The following is a 19,603-nucleotide window of genomic DNA, read 5'->3' on the forward strand; positions in this document are numbered from 1 at the left end:
TCAACTCCTTCCAACAGATGCTCTTGGCCTCAAAACCCGGCACAGCGGAACATCGTTTTCAAGCTTTCAACGGATAAGCCCGTTCAAGCCACAAGTAGTATCTTATCACAATTTCATAGCCTATGCAATAAAATCTATTCTTTTTCCCATTCAGAAATCCATTTTCTTTCTTGCTCTGTAAGCGGATAGTCTTTCAGAAGATCCGGGCGTCTTACATAGGTTCTTCTGATCGATTCTTTATTCCGCCATTCTTTGATTTTAGCATGGTTTCCTGATAGAAGTGTTTCAGGCACTTTTAAACCTTTATAATCTGCCGGTCTTGTATAATGCGGATGCTCCAAGAGCCCCGTACTGAACGAATCCTCTATGTGGGAAGCCTCTTTGCCAAGCACATTCGGAAGCAGCCTGACGACACTGTCAGCAATCATCATCGCAGGCAGCTCACCGCCTGTCAGAACGAAGTCGCCAATTGATATTTCATCTGTCACCAAATGCTCACGGATTCGCTCATCATAGCCTTCATAATGGCCGCAGATAAACAGCAAATGCTCTTCCTTTGCCAATTCCTCGGCTTTTGTTTGAGTGAAACGCTCACCTTGCGGGCAGACGAGGATAACGCGCGGCGGACTGTCGGCTTTTGAGGTCAGATCCTCAACCGCGTCAAAAACAGGCTGAGGCTTCAGCACCATACCTGCTCCGCCACCGTAAGGATAATCATCCACTGTATTATGCTTGTTATCAGAATACTCCCGGAAATTGACGATCTGGAACTGCACTGCTTCTTTTTCTTGGGCTTTTTGAAGAATGGATGAACCGAGCACCCCTTCAAACATTTCAGGAAACAGCGTCAAAAAATCGATTTTCATTCGTCTATTAATCCTTCCATGAGTTGAATCTCAATTTTCTTTTCGCTGACATCAATCTGTTTGACGACTGATTCAATGTAAGGGATCAGCGCGTCTTTTTTACCTTTACGCCCGATTACCCATACATCATTGGCTCCCGGTGTTAAAATTTCTTTCACCTTTCCGATCAGTTCGCCTTCTTCGGTAAAAACTTCACAGCCGATAATTTCGTGGAAATAAAATTCTCCTTCATTCAGCTCACCCAAATCCTCTTCAGGAACTTTGATGATGGCGTTTTTCAGTTCCTCTACTTCATTCAGGCTTTGTCTTTCTTTAAACTGCAGCAGATGAAATTGCTTATGCAGCCTGTACGTGTTTACCGTTACCTCTATCGGTTCTTGGCGTCCGTCCATAAACAAATACAGCGTGTTGCCCGGCTTGTACCGTTCTTCGGCAAAATCCGTTTTTGAAATGACCCGCACCTCGCCTTTAATTCCGTGGGTATTTACAATTTTACCGACATTAAACCATCGCTTTGTCATATGATCACCTCTGGCGAATTTCAATTACTGTTCCGTCTTTTATGACGATGGTGTTTGCTGCTGTTTTCTCATGCCAGTCATCCCCGACTTCAATGGTCAGCAGCGCATCGATTTCCTTTTCTTTCATTTCACTGCCAAGCGGTAATGTATGTACTTGGGTAATTTGAAAATCGATCATTTTCATATTATCTTTTCGTTTTTCTATTGCCTTTTTAAATTGTTCAATTACATCTGGGTTCTGCTGTTCTTTTTCATGTTTTCTAAGCTGAAAATAGAGCTGGCTGCATTCTCGTTCAAGCATTTGCTTCTTTTCTGTGAAAGTAGATAAAAGCTTTTCTTTGCTGCGCTCGGTTAAGACTTGCATAACGGCTACACGGTGAATAATTTGCATCGCACCAAGCTCCCTGCTTTTAAAACTTTTTCAAGACCAGACTTTTCTATCTTGTCTTATCTTCTATCAGTTTACCCGTTTTTTGCGTGTAAAAAAAGGGGAGGTGCCGGCCCTCTCCCTTTTAGTCAAATATTTCAAATTGAACTTTCTTAGAAGACTGTGCGCCAGCTGCAAATACAGCTGTTCGAATCGCTTTTGCAGTCCGGCCTTGCTTCCCGATAACTTTACCGGTATCTGACTTATGAACAGATAAGCGCAGCGCAATCTTTTGATCGGTTTCTTCTCTTATGACCCGAATGTCATCTGGATGATCAACAAGCGGCGTCACAATCGTGACAATCAAATCTTCCAAGTGTTGATCAGTCATTACTTGCCTTGTTTAGCGTTGTGGAATTTTTCCATGATTCCTTGGCTAGAGAACAAGTTGCGAACTGTATCAGATGGTTTCGCTCCAGTTTGAAGCCATTTAAGAGCAAGCTCTTCATCGATTTTTACTTCCGCTGGTTTTGCAACCGGGTTGTAAGTGCCGACTGTTTCGATGAAACGGCCGTCACGCGGTGAACGAGAATCTGCTACAACAATACGATAGAAAGGAGATTTTTTTGCTCCCATACGTTTTAAACGAATTTTTACTGCCATTTTACTAGCACCTCCGAAAATATTTCAACAAGATAGTATATTAACAATGATAAAAGTGTTTGTAAAGTGTTTTTTCTTAACAACGGTTTTATCATGTATAACCGATTACATAAAAGGTAACTTAAATCCTTTTTTCTTTCCTTTTGACATGTTTGTCATCTGCTTCATCATTTTTTTCATTTCGTCAAACTGCTTAAGCAGACGGTTGACTTCCTGTACGGACGTCCCGCTTCCTTTCGCAATCCGCTTGCGCCGGCTGGCATTAATGATGTCCGGCTGTTCTTTTTCAAGAACAGTCATCGATTTAATGATCGCTTCCACATGATTCAGCTGCTTTTCATCAACTTGAATATTTTTCAAGCCCTTCATCTTGCCTGCACCCGGCATCATTTGCAGAAGCTCATCCAGAGGCCCCATGTTTCTGACCTGTCCGAGCTGCTCCAGAAAATCATCCAATGTGAAGCTCATTGTTCTCATTTTTTGTTCCAGCTCTTTGGCCTTGTCTTCATCGACGGTTGCCTGAGCTTTTTCAATCAATGTTAACACGTCACCCATACCGAGAATCCTTGATGCCATGCGTTCAGGATGGAATGCTTCTAATGCATCAAGTTTTTCGCCTAAACCGGCGAATTTAATCGGCGTGTTTGTCACCGCACGGATGGAAAGTGCAGCACCCCCGCGCGTGTCTCCATCAAGCTTCGTTAACACAACACCGGTTAAACCGAGCTGTTCGTTAAAGCTTTTGGCTACATTCACGGCATCCTGCCCGGTCATTGAATCGACAACCAGAAAGATTTCTTCCGGATTCGCGATTTCTTTCACTTGGGTGAGTTCATCCATGAGCTCATGGTCGATATGCAAACGGCCTGCTGTATCCAAAATGACATAATCATAGTGTTCTTCCTTGGCTTTTTCGATAGCCTGCTTGGCTATTTCTACAGGGCTGACCTGATCACCAAGGGAAAAAACAGGCATGTCGAGCTGCTTGCCGAGCGTTTCCAGCTGCTTGATTGCAGCAGGACGGTAAATATCGGCAGCAACCAGCATCGGTTTGCGATTATGCTTTTTGCGCAGCAGATTTGCAAGCTTACCGCTCGTTGTCGTTTTACCGGCACCTTGGAGACCAACCATCATAATAACAGTCGGCGGCCGCTTCGCGACGGCAATTTTGCTTTCTTCGCCGCCCATCAGCTCTGTCAGTTCCTCTTTAACGACTTTAATGACCTGCTGGCCGGGCGTCAGGCTTTTCATGACGTCTTGGCCTACAGCCCGTTCACTTACTTTTTTCACAAAATCCTTTACTACTTTAAAGTTAACGTCAGCCTCAAGCAGCGCAAGACGAACCTCACGCATCATTTCTTTTACATCTTGTTCGCTGACTTTCCCTTTTCCGCGGATTTTAGAAATCGTCTGCTGCAGTCGGTCGGCTAATCCTTCAAATGCCATAGTTTGCCGCCTCCTAATCTAATTTCTCAAGCGCTTCAATCAGAGCTGTAATTTCTTCCTCTTCTTTAGTACCGGAAGCAAGCTCCTTCAGCTTATTAAACATCTCTTTACGCTCCTGAAACTTTTTCAAAAGGAGCAGCTTTTCTTCATATTGTTCAAGCATCGCTTCTGTTCGTTTGATGTTATCATAAACAGCTTGTCTTGAAACCTCATACTCTTCGGCTATTTCGCCAAGGGAGAAATCGTCCAAATAATAAAGAGACATATAGCTCTTCTGTTTAGACGTCAACAACGACTGATAAAAATCAAACAGATAATTCATTCTCGTTGTCTTTTCGAGCGACATATGAGCTCTCCCCTTTGTTAAGTCAAATCCCTTTACGATAACTTAGTTTACATGGTTTTAATGTGAGTGTCAAGTTTTTATCTTGTCAAAGCAATGTTCACTTCTTCCAATATTAACTAAACATCTTCTAATTTATTCCGATATTGTATATGAACCCTATTTTAAAGGCGGATTCTCATGAAAAAAATCGGTTTATTGGTTATGTTAAGCTTGGCTGCCGTGTTACCATTTATTTTTCCCGCCCAGCAAGCAGCTGCGGCCGGAGCCCCTTATAAGGCCTCCATCTCAAATATTAGCACGGACGGAGGCGTGTACGGCAAAATCAATTACGGACAGGGCCAATTTTGGCGAGTCAAGTACAATATTACGATAAGCGGTACATTGCTCGACGAAAATGGAGCGCCAGTGCCAAACACACCAGTCAGCTTCGAAGCAGATACAAAAGTCGGGAATACAACACAGACAGCTGCGGGAACAACTGATGAAAATGGAAAGTTTAACGTTCCGATGTATTTAGGACCTGCTGCTGGATACTACACGTATTACACATCTGTTTCCGTTCATTACTATGACATTATTCCATTCAGGGTTTATTCAGGTGATGCGAGATTGCTATCCACTGATAACAGCCTTTATCATTTCGCCTATCAAGTGAGACGATAACAAAACAGCCCCCAATGCTTTTGGGGGCTGTTTGTCTTTTTAATCCTCCGCTTTTTCCACTAAATCTGAAAAGAGCCCGTATACGTAAGATTCAGCATCAAACTCCTGAAGATCATCAACTTTTTCTCCTAAGCCGACTAATTTAACCGGAATATGAAGCTCGTTGCGAATTGCAAGGACAATGCCGCCTTTTGCAGTGCCGTCAAGCTTTGTTAAAGCAATTCCTGTAACGTTTGTTGCTTTAGAGAACTCCTTCGCCTGTGCCATTGCGTTTTGTCCAGTAGTGGCATCAAGGGCGAGCAGCACCTCATGAGGCGCTTCGGGCACTTCTCTTTCGATAACGCGCTTCACCTTTTCGAGCTCCTTCATCAGGTTTACCTTATTTTGAAGACGCCCTGCCGTATCACAAATTAATACATCGGCTTCTCTCGCTTTGGCAGCGTGAACAGCATCATAGATGACAGCCGCAGGATCGCTGCCGGCCGCCTGCTTAATGACAGGCACATCCGTACGCTCTCCCCATACTTCAAGCTGTTCAATCGCTCCTGCTCTGAAAGTGTCTCCGGCAGCGAGTACAACAGACTTTCCTTCTTGCTTTAGTTTATGAGCAAGCTTTCCGATCGTTGTCGTTTTGCCGACTCCATTTACGCCGACTAGGAGAATGACATTTAAACGCCCTTCCTGAATGTTCAGCTCAGAAATTTGTTCGTCTCCGCTGTTATAAATCTCCACGAGCTTCTCAGAAATTACAGACTGCACTTCCTGCGGATCTTGAATATTTCTGCGTTTCACTTCTTTTTTGAGCTCGTCTATCAGCTCCATAACCGTTGTAAAACCGACATCAGCACTGATCAGAACCTCTTCAAGCTCTTCGAAGAAGTCCTCATCAATTTTACGGTAACGGGACACGAGATCATTCACTTTGTTTTGAAAGGAGTTTCTCGTTTTTTCAAGGCCGTCCTTAAACTTTTCAGATACGGAATCTGTCTGTTTTGTGATTTTCTCTTTTAATTTTTTAAAAAAGCTCATCTTATAACCTCTTTCCTCGTTACTGAACGAATTCTTTTGTCTCTTCCAGCTTCACTGAGATGACCTTAGAAACACCGGATTCCTGCATTGTCACTCCGTAAAGCACATCAGCTTCCTCCATTGTGCCTTTTCTGTGAGTAATCACAATAAACTGGGTATCGGCACTGTATTTTTTCAAATACTGCGCAAACCGGAACACATTTGCTTCGTCAAGCGCGGCTTCTACCTCGTCAAGGACACAAAACGGCACAGGGCGCACCTTTAAAATTGAGAATAAGAGCGCAATGGCAGTAAGCGCACGCTCTCCGCCAGACAAAAGGTTTAAGTTTTGCAGTTTTTTCCCCGGCGGCTGCGCGATAATTTCCACTCCGGAATGCAGCAGATCATTCGGATCGGTAAGCCTTAATTCCGCTCGTCCTCCTCCGAATAAGGAGCGGAAGACTTGATCAAAGTGAGAGCGGATTTGGACGAAAGTGTCATTAAAGCGTTTCGTCATCTCTTCGTCCATTTCCTCAATCACTTGGAACAGGGTATTTTTTGCTTCTGTTAAATCTTCTTTTTGCTCTGACAAGAATTGATAGCGTTCGTTAACCCTCTCAAACTCATCTATGCTTCCGAGGTTTACCGTTCCAAGCTCTTCTATTGCGAGTTTAATCAGCTTCACGCGCTTTCGTGCTTCCTCGGGATCTGTTTCAAGCTGGTATTTCTCTTTGGCTCCCTCAAAGGACAAGCTGTATTCTTCCCGCAAATATTGCAGCAAATTATCAAGCTCGACTTCCATTCGGCCTAGTTTTACTTCTTCGTCTTTTAAGAGCGTTGTTTTTTGTTTATACAGGCGCTTCATTTCTTTCAGCTCGCGCTCATACGTATCAAGCCCCTGCTGAAGTTTGATCCTCTGATCACGCCTTAACGCAATCAATTCAATTGTTTTTGTTTTGTCATTCAATTTATGTTTCGCGGCCTCTTCCAGTTTTTCTTCGCCGCTTGTGCTTGATGACATTTCTGACGTTAAGAAGCTCAGGTCCTCTTTCGTCTCTTTTAAAGCAAGCTCTGTTTCTTGGAGCTCTTTCTTTAATCTAGCGAGGTTGTCCTCTTCGCTCTTACATGCTTGCTCTTTTTTCGCTGCTGCGATTTTCAGCTCAGTCAGCTCATTGGAGAGAGACTCTTTTGTAGAGGACTGTGTCTGTTTTTGTTTTGTCAGTCTATCAATATCCTCTTCAAGGTGTTTCATCTTTTCGGATACGGAAGAAAGCTTTTCTTCCAGCTCGCGTTTGCGCGCTTTCTTCTCTTGATCGCTTTCTGACAGAGCTGATTTCTCTTGATCATAGAGCTCTAAGTGAGTATTGATATTCTTCTCAGCGACTTGAAGCTCATACAGCTGGCCTTTCACATCCTGCTGCTTTACTCTTAAGCCTTCCCCGGCCTCTCTTAATTCAGCCAGTTTTTTCTCCATCTCCTGAATGGATTGCTTAAGGGTTTTGACCTCTTGTTCAAGCTGCGCTGTTTTTTCTTCCATCTCAGCGAGCCGCTGGGTGACATCCTCTAGTTCCCGGCTTCTTCCTAGCAGGGAGTTGTTTTTCTTTTTAACGGCGCCCCCCGTCATTGAACCTCCAGGATTCACGACATCGCCCTCGAGAGTAACAATACGGTAGCGGTGTCCAAGCAGCTTCGCAAGCTCATTTGCGCCTTTTAAATGCTCTGTAATCAGAACGGTGCCAAGCAGGTTTTGAATGATACGGCGATACGCCGGATCAAATGTGACAAGATCACTGGCAACCCCGAGAAATGACGGGTGCTGCTCCGCAGTTGCCGCGTCCCTGCTTTGAAGCTGACGGTCTTTGATAACAGAAAGCGGCAGAAATGTCGCCCGGCCGAACGAATTCTGTTTTAAATATTGAATTGCTTTACGGGCGGACTGTTCATCATCGGTCACGACATGCTGTGCTGAAGCTCCGAGTGCTATTTCAATGGCCGTTTCATACTTTTGTTCTGTTGAAATCAGTTCAAGAACTGCCCCGCGAATACCGCCAAGCCGCCCTTTCGCTTTCAGCACCTCTTTAACACCTTGATAAAAGCCGGAGAAATCTCCCTGCATCGTCTCAAGCATGTCTTTTTTCGATCTCGCCTGCTGGACGTATTGGTATGCTTGGTAAAGAGCAGATTCATTTTTCTCATATTGACGCTTTTTCTGCTCGTATTTGACCTGCATTTCACGATACGCGCCGACTTGGCTGTGAATCTCCTGCTCTATGCGGGCAAACTCGGTTTCACATGCAGCTTTTTGGGCGGAAATATCGCGCCGTTCCTGCAGATGCTTTTCATTATTATCAGCTAGCCTCTGCTGGGTAACGGCTGATTGGGACATCTGGTCATCAAGCAGCTGGAGCTCATTGCGAATCGACGCCTGGCTGTTTAACAGCTCAAAGTAATCGCTTTTCAGCTGTTCAATTTTCTCTTCGACATTTTCATTATGAAGACTGAGAGCCTGATGCTTTTCCTTCACCTGTGCTTTTAAATCTTTCACTTCTGTCTGAAGCGTTTCGAAAACAGCTTCCTGCTTCGCAAGATCTTCTTTCAGCACAGCTTCTTTTTGCTGAAACTGTACGATGGCTTCTTCAAGCTGCTCTCGGTTTTGCACAGCGTTTTTTTTGCGTTCTTTCAGTACTTCTTTGCGCCCTTCCAGCTTTTCAAGCTCCTCACTTGTCACAAGCAAGACTTGCTGGAGCTCGTCCACTGATTCATCGAGCGCTTGAATTTTGTCACGCGCATCTTCAATTTTCGCTTCTTTTGCTGAGATAGCAGACGATTCAGCGAGCTCTTCTTCTTTAGCGGCTTGCACTTTCTCCTGAAGGCTTGACCATTTGGCGTGCAGCTCTTCAATATCGTAAGCGGTCAGCGCAATTTCAACGTGCTCAAGCTCTTTCTTTTTCTCCAGATAGTCTTTCGCGATTGAGGCCTGTATTTTAAGAGGCTCAACCTGGCCTTCCAGCTCATGTAATATATCTTCTACCCGGTTTAAATTATCCTGGGTTTCAAACAGCTTGTTTTCTGCTTTTTTCTTTCTCGTTTTGTATTTGAGCACCCCTGCTGCTTCTTCAAAGATACTGCGGCGATCCTCCGCTTTGCTGCTCAGGATTTCTTCCACTTTCCCTTGGCTGATAATCGAAAATGCTTCTTTTCCAAGTCCTGAGTCCATAAATAAATCAATAATATCTTTTAAACGGCACGGCTGATTGTTAATTAAAAATTCACTCTCGCCAGATCTGTACACACGTCTTGTGACACTGACCTCATGGAAGTCAATCGGCAAAAAATGATCGTCATTATCAAGCGTAAGTGTAACTTCGGCAAGATTTAACTGTTTTCTCGAATCACTGCCGGCAAAAATAATATCTTCCATTTTCCCGCCGCGAAGGGAACGTGCTGATTGTTCTCCAAGAACCCAGCGAATAGCGTCTGTGATATTGCTTTTTCCGCTTCCGTTCGGGCCGACAACCGCAGTGACGCCTTTTACAAAATCAACGGAAATCCGTTCTGCAAATGATTTAAATCCTATAACGTCTAAACGTTTGAGGAACATAGCGATCCTCCTTATGTAATAAGTATTTCAATTTTATCATAAACATGGATGAAATAAGACGGCAAACATACTGAAATCCCCCTTATAACTTAGGGGGATTTTATTGTTTCGTATGGTGTTTTTGCAATTTAGCTAGAGCTTCCTGAGCAGCGTGCTGTTCGGCTTCTTTCTTTGAACGGCCGTTTCCGACTCCGAGTGGTTCACCTTTTAGAGATACGATGGCTTCGAATTCACGGTTATGGGCAGGTCCTTTTTCGTTGGATATTTTATACTCCAGCGAACCCTTGCCGTCCCGCTGCACGTATTCCTGCAGCTGGCTTTTAAAATCCATCACATGAGAAAAAGCACCATCGTTTATTTTAGGGAACACATAGACTTTTAAGAAACTTTCGACCGGCTCTAATCCCTGGTCAAGATACAAGGCTCCGATAAATGCTTCGAAGACATCCGCCAAAAGTGCAGGACGTTTTCTGCCGCCCGTCATTTCCTCGCCTTTCCCTAATAGGACAAGATCGCCGAATGACAGTTCGTGAGCCAATGAAACGAGAGACGGTTCGCATACAATCGCGGCTCTCAATTTCGTCAAATCTCCTTCACTCATAGCCGGATACTTGGCAAATAAGAATCTGGAGATCGTCAGTTCCAAAACAGCGTCACCTAAAAATTCAAGCCTTTCATTATCTTCATACGGCTTTTTCCGATGCTCATTCACATAAGATGAATGTGTAAATGCTTGATACAAAAGCTTTTCATTTTGAAAGTGAACCGAGATCCGTTCTTGAAACTCTTTAAATTGTTCTATTTTTTTATAGAACTTTTTCTTATCTTTATAATGTGAGTGTTTTGACATAGTAACCTCCATAGGCACATCAGGTTCACCGCGCTTCTCTGACTAAACCGGATACAGCGCGCGTAAAAGCGGCATGCTGTAATAACTGCACGAATAAAGGGCTAAAGCCCCGCGTTTCGGCGGGACTTTTAGCATCAGCTTATTGCTGGTTTTGTATGTAGTTCACAGCGTCGCCGACTGTTGCAATCTTTTCAGCATCTTCGTCAGAAATTTCCATATCAAACTCGTCTTCAAGTTCCATAACAAGCTCAACTACATCCAGGGAATCAGCACCTAAGTCTTCCTTGAAAGAAGCTTCAAGTTTGACGTCTGCTTCATCAACGCCAAGGCGATCTACGATGATTTTCGTTACACGCTCTAATGTATCTGCCATAGCAATTCACCTCCCCTCAAGTATTATAGTGGATTCGTTTTTAAAAAACTAGAGTAACTATGATGAAATTTTCGAGAAAAAACTTACATTACCATTCCGCCGTCAATATGAAGCGTCTGGCCTGTCATGTAACGCGCTCCCTCTGAAGCAAGAAACGTGACGACGCTGCTGACATCGCCGGGATCGCCAAAGCGAGCGAGCGGAATTTGTTTCAGCATTTCATCTTGAACGTCTTTAGCAAGCTTATCTGTCATATCAGTTGAGATAAATCCAGGCGCAATCGCATTGACTGTGATGTTGCGGCTTGCGAGTTCTTTAGCTGAAGACTTTGTTAAGCCGATCACACCTGCTTTTGCAGCCACGTAGTTGGCTTGTCCAGGATTTCCGCTGACGCCGACGATAGACGATACATTAATAATCCGGCCTGAACGCTGCTTCATCATTTGTCTTGTCACAGCTTTCGTACAGTTGAAAACACCCTTCAGGTTAATGTTAATGACATCATCCCACTCATCTTCTTTCATTCTCATGATGAGATTGTCTTTTGTAATTCCGGCGTTGTTCACTAGAATGTCAATCGTAGAGAAAACAGAAATCGCTTCTTTTATCATGTTTTGTACATCTTCAGGATTTGATACATCGGCTTTGACAGCAATTGCTTTTCTGCCCATTGATTTGATTTCATCTACGACTTCGTTTGCTTTCGCTTCGCTGCCTGAGTAGTTAACGACAACGTTTGCACCGTTTTTGGCCAAGTCAAGGGCGATTGAACGGCCGATTCCGCGGGATGCGCCAGTGACAACAGCTGTTTTTTCATTAAGCATTCTCATTCTCCTCCTTAAGCGTTTGAATTGCCAGTTCAATCGTTTCCGGGTCTGATACGGCAATGGTTTTTAAGCGTCTGTTTACTTTTTTCACAAGGCCTGAAAGCACTTTGCCGGGACCGATTTCAATAAACGTCGTAACACCCTCTGCAATCAGCTTGTTAACAGTTTCCTCAAAACGAACCGGAGAGTACAGCTGCTCAATGAGTTTCTCTTTAATGTCTGCCTTATCTGTCATCACATCTGCAGAAACATTTGAGATCACCGGCACGTCTGCGTCTTTCAGTTCACACGAGTCCAAGACTTCCTTCAGCTTATCAGCGGCAGGCTTCATCAGTTCAGAATGGAACGGACCGCTTACGTCAAGCGGAATCGCACGTTTAGCGCCGTTCTCTTTTGCCTGTTCAGATGCAAGCTCTACTCCTTTTGCCGTTCCGGAAATTACGATTTGTCCGGGACAGTTGAGGTTGGCAAGCTGCACAAGGTGGCCGTCCTCAGTGACTTTATCGGTTACTTGTTTCAATGCGTCGGCATCCATGCCGAGAATGGCAGCCATCGCTCCTTCTCCGGCCGGCACCGCTTCGTTCATGAACTCACCGCGTTTTCTGACAGTATAAACAGCGTCTTTAAAGCTCATTGCGCCAGCCGCCACCAGTGCAGAATATTCTCCAAGGCTGTGTCCGGCTGTGAAATCAGGTGTAATGCCTGATTCTTTAAATTTTTCAAGCACAGCAATGCTAGTCGTCAGCAAAGCAGGCTGCGCATTGTATGTAAGGGTTAATTCTTTGGCATCACCTTCAAAAATCAGTGAGCTGAGCTTTGTTTCCAATGTTTCGTCCGCTTCATCGAACAGACGTTTCGCAGCTGGAACCTGCTCATAAAGCTCTTTCCCCATGCCGATAAATTGAGATCCCTGACCAGGGAATAAAAATGCAATCTTACTCATGATGTAAAAACCTCCAGACTATTCATCTGTTTTTTCTTCTTTTACTTCTTCCTGAATGAGCGCAGCCATGTTTTGGCTGACCATCTCTCTGGCTTGGCGGATCGCATGGTAAACCGCACGGGCATCAGAAGAGCCGTGTGCCTTGATTACCGGCGCTTTCAAACCGAAAAGACTTGCTCCGCCGTATTCGGAATAATCCATTTTCATTTTCATTTCCTTCATCTTCGGCTTCAGCACAGCGGCCGCAAGCTTAGATGTAAAGTTTGACGTGAGCGCTTCTTTCATCATTTTAAAAATGGACATCGCAGAGCCTTCAAGCGTTTTGAGTGTAACATTCCCGGTAAATCCGTCCGTTACTACGACATCTGCTACATCGTCTAAAAGGTCCCGTGCTTCCACGTTTCCGATAAAGTTGATGTTTGTCTCTTTTAATAATTGGAACGTCTGCTTCGTCAATTCGTTTCCTTTTTTATCTTCTGTTCCGACATTCAAAAGTCCGACTCTCGGTGAAGTCACGCCTCGGACTTGCTGGGAATAAACAGAACCCATAATGGCGTATTGAACGAGATGCTCAGGCTTGGCATCTACATTGGCGCCGACATCAAGGAGCAGAAATCCGCCGCCTGATACAGTCGGCAGTGTCGGTGCAAGCGCAGGGCGGTCAATTCCTTTAATTCTTCCCACAATAAACAGGCCGGCTGTCATTAACGCGCCGGTATTTCCTGCTGAAATGCAGGCGTCAGCTCTGCCTTCCGCAACTTCCTGCGCCATCAGAACCATAGAAGAGTTCTTTTTTCTCCGCACGGCGCGGACCGGTTCGTCCGTAGGCTCAATCACTTCATCTGCGTGCAGCACCGTGATGCGGTCTGATGATGTTGTTAAATACGATTCTATTGTTGTCTTGTCACCGACAAGTGTAATATGAAGATCATCAAATGACTCTATACCCTTCATAACTCCGTCAATAACAGCTTTGGGAGCGTGGTCTCCTCCCATTGCATCTACAGCTATTCTCATGCATGCTCCACCTTTATGAATGTTTTGAACGGTACATGTCAAAATGTCCAGAAAAAACAATTTCCTCTGCAACATAGCTGTTCACTTCGACAACCGTTCTTCCTTTATCTTTCTCAACCGCCGTCACTTTCGCTTTCGCAACGACGCGCTCACCCTGCTTTACCTGCCTGGTAAAGCGGATGTCTGCACTTGCAGTCAGCGCCAATTCGTCATCTATAATTGCAACGGCCAAAGAATTCGCCTGAGCAAATAAATGGTGTCCTCTCGCAATTTGATTCCGGCTGAATACATGCTCCTGTTTTATTTCTAAAATAGAAATCGCCTGATCATCCAGCTCAAGGTCAATAATTTCTCCGATGACTTCGTCTAGTGACAGGGACTTCACTTCATCTTCAAGCGTTTTCTCTGCCACGTTCTTAATTCTTTCTCTCAGCTCCGGTATGGAAAGCTCCAAGCGGTCCAAACGAATCGTCTGAATGCTTACTCCGAATTTTCCCGCTAATTCTTCATCTGTAATAAATGGGGTTGCTTTGATCGTCTGCTGAAGTAATTCCTGGCGTTCTTTCTTATTTCTTCTCATATCTAAACACCATCCGGCAAATTAAGACTAGGTACTAATAGTAGTATATAATTTCATAGATTGGAATGCAATGATTGTTTCTGGCTAAACACCAAAAACTTCTTATCTCAGCTCAATTTTTCCCCGTCCATGACTCCGCTTTTCAGCAAATGCTCTCTTAGCGCCCCATATTCAGGGTCGTTCCAGAACGCTTCCGAAGCCACCAGATTTGCAGCGTCCTGCCTTGCCGTTTCAAGCGCTCTGTAATCATGAACCATGTCCGCCACCTTAAAATCAGGCATTCCGCTTTGTTTTTTTCCAAAGAAATCTCCCGGGCCTCTCAGTTCCAAATCCTTTTCAGACAGTTCAAAGCCGTCATTGGTTTCCGACATGATTCTCATCCGTTCTTTTCCTGTTTCTGATTTCGGATCAGCCATAAGAATGCAGTAGGATTGGTGCTCGCCGCGGCCGACACGGCCGCGCAGCTGGTGAAGTTGGGACAAACCAAAGCGATCGGCGTCGTAAATGACCATAATCGTTGCATTCGGAACATTCACTCCGACTTCAACAACAGTGGTTGATACGAGAATTTGACACGTATTCGCGCTGAATTCCCTCATCACCTGATCTTTTTCATCGGAATGCAGTTTTCCGTGCATAAGGCCGACGTTCCATTTTCCACGGAAAACCTCAGAAAGCATATTGTATACATCTATAGCGTTTTGCACATCAAGCTTGTCTGATTCTTCGATCAGCGGACAGATAATATACGCCTGTCTGCCCTGCTTTAATTCTTTTTCGACGAATGCCAGAATACGGTCCAGCATGTCATGTTTCACCCAATAGGTCTCGATTTGTTTCCGCCCCGCCGGCATCTCATCGATGACGGAGACATCCATTTCACCGAAAACAGTAATCGCCAGGGTTCTCGGAATCGGAGTGGCTGTCATAAAGAGCACATCGGGATCCTGCCCTTTGTTCCGAAGCTTCTTCCGCTGTTCAACTCCAAATCGGTGCTGCTCATCCGTGATGACAAGACTTAGCGCTTTAAACTCGACCTCATCCTGGATTAAAGCATGGGTTCCTACAAGAATATCAATCTCTCCCGCAGCAAGCCGCTCAAGCAATTCCCTTCGGCGCTTCCCTTTTACAGAGCTTGTCAGAAGGGCGACATTGACATCCCACTTTTCAAACAGTGAAACAAGGGAATCAGCATGCTGTTCAGCAAGAATTTCTGTCGGAACCATAAGCGCTCCCTGATATCCGGATAAAATGGCCGCATAAAGCGCGATGGCAGCGACTGCCGTTTTTCCTGATCCGACGTCTCCTTGAAGAAGACGGTTCATTCTATATGGGGAAGACATGTCTGCTGTTATTTCGCGAAGCACGCGGGACTGGGCGTTGGTGAGAGGAAACGGGAGGCTTTTGACAAATGTCATGAGTTCTTCGTTTGAAAAACGCTGCCGTATCCCTTGTGACTGCTCTCTTTCCGCCTTTCGGAACGCCTGCATTTTCAACTGAAATAATAAAAATTCTTCGTATACGAATCGGCGTCTGGCCAGCTTTAATGCTTCTCTTGTTTCTGGCTGGTGCATCGCTTTTAACGCTTGATGATAATCCGGCAGCTTATAGCGAACTTTAAGATTTTCCGGGAGAGGATCAGGTATTGAGTCCGCATATTGGGTCAGCCCGTGCTGAATAAAACGTCTCATCATTTTGACGGTGACATTTTCTTTCACGGAATAGACTGGTTCAATGCTTTTATCCTCTTGATGCGGCCCATTTTTTAACTCCTGCACAGAAATGGTCTGATGGTGCTTGTCCCATTTACCGGAAATCGTCACAACAGAGCCCAGCGAAAGCTTTTTCTTTAAATAAGGACGGTTAAAACAAATGGCAGTGATTAAATAATGGCCGACAAGAAGGCGAAATGTCAGCCTGTTTCGTTTTTTTCCGTAATAGGTAAGAGAAGGCTCTGAATGAACCTTCCCTTCAACTGTGACTCTTTCATCATGCTGTACTTCTTCTAAATCCCTCAGCTCGTAGTCATCATAGCGATAAGGGAAATAATTCAGAAGATCAGAAATGTCATAAATACCGAGTTCATTTAATGTTTTTTCTGTTTCCGGCCCAATGCCCTTAATGTTGGCTATACTAGTTTGCTGATGTTGTTTCACTTGAACCCAGCGCTCCTCCGAATATTTTTTTCTCTAATTCTCTTCCCGTCGGTGTGACCGCTAAACCGCCCTGGCCTGTTTCTCTAAGGGCAGTGGGCATCGTTTGGCCAATTTTATACATCGCATCGATGACCTCGTCACATGGAATCCGGCTTGTAATGCCTGCTAATGCCATATCAGCAGCAATCATCGCGTTTGATGCGCCCATTGCATTCCGCTTCACACAAGGCACTTCAACAAGGCCCGCAACAGGATCACACACAAGGCCGAGCATATTTTTTAATGTAATGGCCATGGCCTCCGCACTTTGCTCAGGTGTTCCGCCTGCCATTTCAACAATTGCCGCAGCTGCCATGCCCGAGGCAGATCCTACCTCTGCCTGACACCCGCCGGCAGCACCGGAAATACTTGCATTATTTGCTACGACAAATCCGAAAGCTCCGGCCGTAAATAAAAAGCGGATCATTTGTTCTCTTGTCGGGTTCAGTTTTTCTTTCACGGCAAATAACGTACCCGGCACTACACCTGCAGATCCGGCTGTCGGTGTCGCACAGATTGTTCCCATGGCGGCATTCACTTCATTTGTTGCCACAGCTTTCGATACTGCGTCTAAAATCAGCGCTCCCGACAGGCTTTTTCCAGATCGAATGTAGGCCTGTAATTTAACGGCATCCCCGCCTGTTAAGCCCGTTTGACTCGTAACCCCTTCAAGCCCTTTCTGAACCGCCGCTTCCATAACAGTCAGATTGTGATCCATCTGCTGAAAAATTTCTTCTTTTGTTTTTTCTGTTACTTCCATCTCTTGAGCGATCATGATGTCAGAGATGGACATTTGCTTTTCTTTCGTTATCTCAATTAATTCTTTTACATTACGAAACATAACTGGCTCCTCCTGACCCTTCGCTAGTCAGCAATCTTTGTCACTTGAATAATGTTCGGCAGCTTCGACAGCTCATCGAGAACATCATCGTCAATATTTTGATCCACTTCTATTGTCATCAGCGCAAGCTGACCAATATCCTTGCGGGCGACTTCCATATGGCCGACGTTGATTGAGAATTTCGCAAGGACATTGGCAACTCCTGCAATGGTGCCAAACTTGTCATTATGAACAACTAGAATGGCAGGGTGGTTTCCAGACAGACGGAGCTCAAAGCCGTTTAATTCTGTGATTTCAATTTTTCCTCCGCCTATCGAAATTCCCGTCAGTTCAAGTTCTCCCTTTTCATCAGAAATACTGATTCGAGCTGTATTCGGGTGAACCGGAACAGCGTCTTCGACTCGAAACTCTATATCAATTCCTTTATCTTCTGCAATTTGTATAGCGGTTTTAATCCGTTCGTCAAATGTATCAAAATCAAGCAGACCGCCGATAATTGCCACATCTGTGCCGTGACCCTTATATGTTTCACCAAAAGAGCCGTAAAAGGACACAACGATGCGCTCAGGCTCTCTGCCAAATAAACTTCTGGCCACTCTCCCGATTCTCGCCGCGCCTGCTGTATGCGAACTGGACGGACCGATCATAACCGGGCCGATAATATCAAAAACGCTTCTGTATTTCATGCTATTCCTCCTTATGAAACAGAGCTTATAAGCGGCTTTGCTTCTAGACTAATTGATCGGATATAAAATGGCAAGCGGGCGCGTTACAGCGCTGCCGCACTTAAAAGCAGACATAAGAATAGAAGGGCAATTTGCCCTTCTATTCTGCAGAAACTATATACGAATACAGCGGCTGTTTTCCGTTGTGGATTTCAACCTCAATCTCTTCGTACTTGTCGTTGAGAAACGCTTCAAGCTCTTCAGCTTCTTCTTGAGACGCATCTTCTCCATAAAGAATGGTGACAATTTCGTCCTCTTCTCCGATCATTTCTGACAAGAGCATTTTTGCAGCACCCAGCTGATCTTCAGCACTGCCGATAATCGTTCCATTCAGAATTCCCATAAAGTCGCCTTTTTTTATGTCTTGTCCGTCAATATGAGTATCCCTGACTGAGTATGTCACCTGTCCGCTTTTTACTTGCTGAATGGCACTTAGCATATTGTCTTCATTTGCTTCAGGCTCTTGATCCGGATTAAATGCCAGCAGCGCTGACATCCCTTGCGGAACCGTTTTGGCAGGAATGACAAAAACCTTATCGCCTATCACACTTGCGGCTTGATTGGCAGCCATGATAATGTTGGAGTTATTCGGTAAGATAAACACAGTGTCTGCATTTACAGATCTTACAGCATCGACGATATCCTCAGTGCTCGGATTCATCGTCTGGCCGCCTTCAATCACAACGGAAGCGCCAATGCTTTTGAATAAATCAGAAATACCTTCTCCCATCGCAACAGTCACAATGCCGTACGGCTGCTTTGCCGCTTTCTCGCTGTGAGCAGGCTCGCTGTCCTGGCTGATGATGGAAGTGTGCTGCTCTCTCATGTTTTCAATTTTGATTTTTATTAATTCACCGTAATTTTGAGCGTAGTTTAACACATTTCCCGGCTCTTCAGCATGAATATGAACCTTCGCCAGAGACTCGTCTGCAATAACCAAAAGAGAATCACCAAATTGGCTGAGGTCATTTCTGAATGTGCCTTCATCAAATTCTCTTTTATTCTGATCGAGCCTTACCATCACTTCTGTACAGAAACCGAATTCAATATCATCTGTATTCATCATACTTTGCGCGCTCTTATGATGCTCTGCGCTGACCATGTCATCAAGTGACGGAAGAACGGTTTTCTCAGGAACGGTCTCACCTTTTAATGAAGCGAGGAAACCTTCATACACACAAAGCAGGCCTTTGCCTCCGCTGTCAACGACTCCTACTTCCTTCAGGACAGGCAGCAATTCTGGTGTCCGGTTTAAGGATGCCTCAGCTTCCTTTGTCACCGATGTCATCAGCGCAATGATATCGGTTTCTTTTTCCGCCAGGGCCACCGCTTGTTTCGCAGCATCTTTTGCAACTGTTAAGATGGTGCCCTCCACAGGCTTCATGACTGCTTTGTAAGCCATATCGACACCGGCTTGCAGCGCGACGGCAAACTCTTTTGCATTAATTTCTTTTTTTGTTTCAATGCTTTTACTGAATCCTCGGAACAATTGGGACAGGATGACTCCTGAATTCCCTCTTGCCCCCATGAGCAATCCTTTAGATAACGCGGAGCCCACTTTACCGATATCACTTGTCTCCAAATGCTCCACTTCTCTTGCCCCGGAAGTCATTGACAGGTTCATGTTTGTTCCCGTATCACCGTCCGGCACCGGAAACACGTTGAGCGCGTCAACCGCACTCGCGTTTTGCGACAGATTCTGTGCACCTGCAAGAATCATCTCGGCAAAGGTTCTGCCGTCTAATGTTCTGATAGACAATCCTACTCCTCC

The 19,603-nt window shown here is 44.9% G+C and carries 20 protein-coding genes; 1 reads left to right on the top strand and 19 read right to left on the bottom strand.

All coding sequences use genetic code 11. The features are described 5' to 3' along the window. Positions 1-134 precede the first annotated feature (134 nt). From trmD to UJ203_RS06700, 7 genes are all read right to left on the bottom strand, one after another. Complete coding sequence (gene trmD, locus UJ203_RS06670) at positions 135-866, bottom strand: tRNA (guanosine(37)-N1)-methyltransferase TrmD (RefSeq protein WP_322009291.1); 732 nt, start codon at positions 864-866, stop codon at positions 135-137. Beyond that, positions 863-1,387 (bottom strand): ribosome maturation factor RimM, encoded by a 525-nt coding sequence (rimM, locus tag UJ203_RS06675; RefSeq protein ID WP_044155911.1) that lies wholly within the window; start codon positions 1,385-1,387, stop codon positions 863-865. Before rimM ends, trmD begins: the two co-directional genes overlap by 4 nt. Positions 1,388-1,391: 4 nt before the next feature. Continuing rightward, positions 1,392-1,778, bottom strand: coding sequence for a YlqD family protein (locus UJ203_RS06680; RefSeq protein ID WP_024121382.1), 387 nt, complete (start codon positions 1,776-1,778; stop codon positions 1,392-1,394). A 121-nt stretch (positions 1,779-1,899) separates the two neighbouring features. Next, complete coding sequence (locus UJ203_RS06685) at positions 1,900-2,145, bottom strand: KH domain-containing protein (protein WP_024121381.1); 246 nt, start codon at positions 2,143-2,145, stop codon at positions 1,900-1,902. After that, complete coding sequence (rpsP, locus tag UJ203_RS06690) at positions 2,145-2,417, bottom strand: 30S ribosomal protein S16 (RefSeq protein ID WP_003220815.1); 273 nt, start codon at positions 2,415-2,417, stop codon at positions 2,145-2,147. The genes UJ203_RS06685 and rpsP overlap by 1 nt, the downstream gene beginning before the upstream one ends. Before the next feature lie 105 nt (positions 2,418-2,522). Continuing rightward, entirely contained in the window at positions 2,523-3,863 is a 1,341-nt protein-coding gene (gene ffh / locus UJ203_RS06695; RefSeq protein WP_024121380.1) for a signal recognition particle protein, read from the bottom strand. A gap of 13 nt (positions 3,864-3,876) precedes the next feature. Further along, complete coding sequence (locus UJ203_RS06700) at positions 3,877-4,209, bottom strand: putative DNA-binding protein (RefSeq protein WP_024121379.1); 333 nt, start codon at positions 4,207-4,209, stop codon at positions 3,877-3,879. A 177-nt stretch (positions 4,210-4,386) separates the two neighbouring features. Here UJ203_RS06700 and UJ203_RS06705 point away from each other — a divergent pair, with 177 nt between their 5' ends. Next, complete coding sequence (locus tag UJ203_RS06705; RefSeq protein ID WP_322009297.1) at positions 4,387-4,872, top strand: Ig-like domain-containing protein; 486 nt, start codon at positions 4,387-4,389, stop codon at positions 4,870-4,872. Between the two features lie 39 nt (positions 4,873-4,911). On the opposite strand, the gene ftsY is transcribed toward UJ203_RS06705, so the two are convergent. From ftsY to UJ203_RS06765, 12 genes are all read right to left on the bottom strand, one after another. Next, positions 4,912-5,901, bottom strand: coding sequence for a signal recognition particle-docking protein FtsY (ftsY, locus tag UJ203_RS06710; protein ID WP_322009299.1), 990 nt, complete (start codon positions 5,899-5,901; stop codon positions 4,912-4,914). Between the two features lie 19 nt (positions 5,902-5,920). Further along, a complete protein-coding gene (smc, locus tag UJ203_RS06715) occupies positions 5,921-9,481 on the bottom strand; it encodes a chromosome segregation protein SMC (RefSeq protein WP_322009301.1) in 3,561 nt (1,186 codons plus the stop codon). A gap of 100 nt (positions 9,482-9,581) precedes the next feature. Beyond that, entirely contained in the window at positions 9,582-10,331 is a 750-nt protein-coding gene (rncS, locus tag UJ203_RS06720; RefSeq protein WP_010334220.1) for a ribonuclease III, read from the bottom strand. A gap of 139 nt (positions 10,332-10,470) precedes the next feature. Beyond that, on the bottom strand, positions 10,471-10,704 hold the full coding sequence (acpP, locus tag UJ203_RS06725; protein WP_003154310.1) for an acyl carrier protein: 234 nt from the start codon (positions 10,702-10,704) through the stop codon (positions 10,471-10,473). An 83-nt stretch (positions 10,705-10,787) separates the two neighbouring features. After that, positions 10,788-11,528, bottom strand: coding sequence for a 3-oxoacyl-[acyl-carrier-protein] reductase (gene fabG / locus UJ203_RS06730; protein ID WP_024121375.1), 741 nt, complete (start codon positions 11,526-11,528; stop codon positions 10,788-10,790). Then, positions 11,521-12,474: an ACP S-malonyltransferase gene (fabD, locus tag UJ203_RS06735; protein WP_322009307.1), complete on the bottom strand. Its 954-nt coding sequence runs from the start codon at positions 12,472-12,474 to the stop codon at positions 11,521-11,523. Before fabD ends, fabG begins: the two co-directional genes overlap by 8 nt. An 18-nt stretch (positions 12,475-12,492) precedes the next feature. After that, on the bottom strand, positions 12,493-13,491 hold the full coding sequence (plsX, locus tag UJ203_RS06740; protein WP_322009311.1) for a phosphate acyltransferase PlsX: 999 nt from the start codon (positions 13,489-13,491) through the stop codon (positions 12,493-12,495). 13 nt (positions 13,492-13,504) lie between these two features. Further along, on the bottom strand, positions 13,505-14,071 hold the full coding sequence (gene fapR, locus UJ203_RS06745; RefSeq protein ID WP_095713823.1) for a transcription factor FapR: 567 nt from the start codon (positions 14,069-14,071) through the stop codon (positions 13,505-13,507). 107 nt (positions 14,072-14,178) lie between these two features. Next, positions 14,179-16,227: an ATP-dependent DNA helicase RecG gene (gene recG / locus UJ203_RS06750; protein WP_322009314.1), complete on the bottom strand. Its 2,049-nt coding sequence runs from the start codon at positions 16,225-16,227 to the stop codon at positions 14,179-14,181. Next, entirely contained in the window at positions 16,205-17,107 is a 903-nt protein-coding gene (gene sdaAA, locus UJ203_RS06755) for an L-serine ammonia-lyase, iron-sulfur-dependent, subunit alpha (protein WP_322009316.1), read from the bottom strand. The genes recG and sdaAA overlap by 23 nt, the downstream gene beginning before the upstream one ends. A gap of 23 nt (positions 17,108-17,130) precedes the next feature. Further along, positions 17,131-17,793, bottom strand: a complete 663-nt coding sequence (sdaAB, locus tag UJ203_RS06760) for an L-serine ammonia-lyase, iron-sulfur-dependent subunit beta (RefSeq protein ID WP_105991212.1) — start codon at positions 17,791-17,793, stop codon at positions 17,131-17,133. A 139-nt stretch (positions 17,794-17,932) separates the two neighbouring features. Then, on the bottom strand, positions 17,933-19,591 hold the full coding sequence (locus tag UJ203_RS06765) for a DAK2 domain-containing protein (protein ID WP_322009318.1): 1,659 nt from the start codon (positions 19,589-19,591) through the stop codon (positions 17,933-17,935). Positions 19,592-19,603 lie beyond the last annotated feature (12 nt).

The organism is Bacillus sp. V26 (assembly GCF_034296245.1).
Taxonomy (GTDB): Bacteria; Bacillota; Bacilli; order Bacillales; family Bacillaceae; genus Bacillus; species Bacillus halotolerans.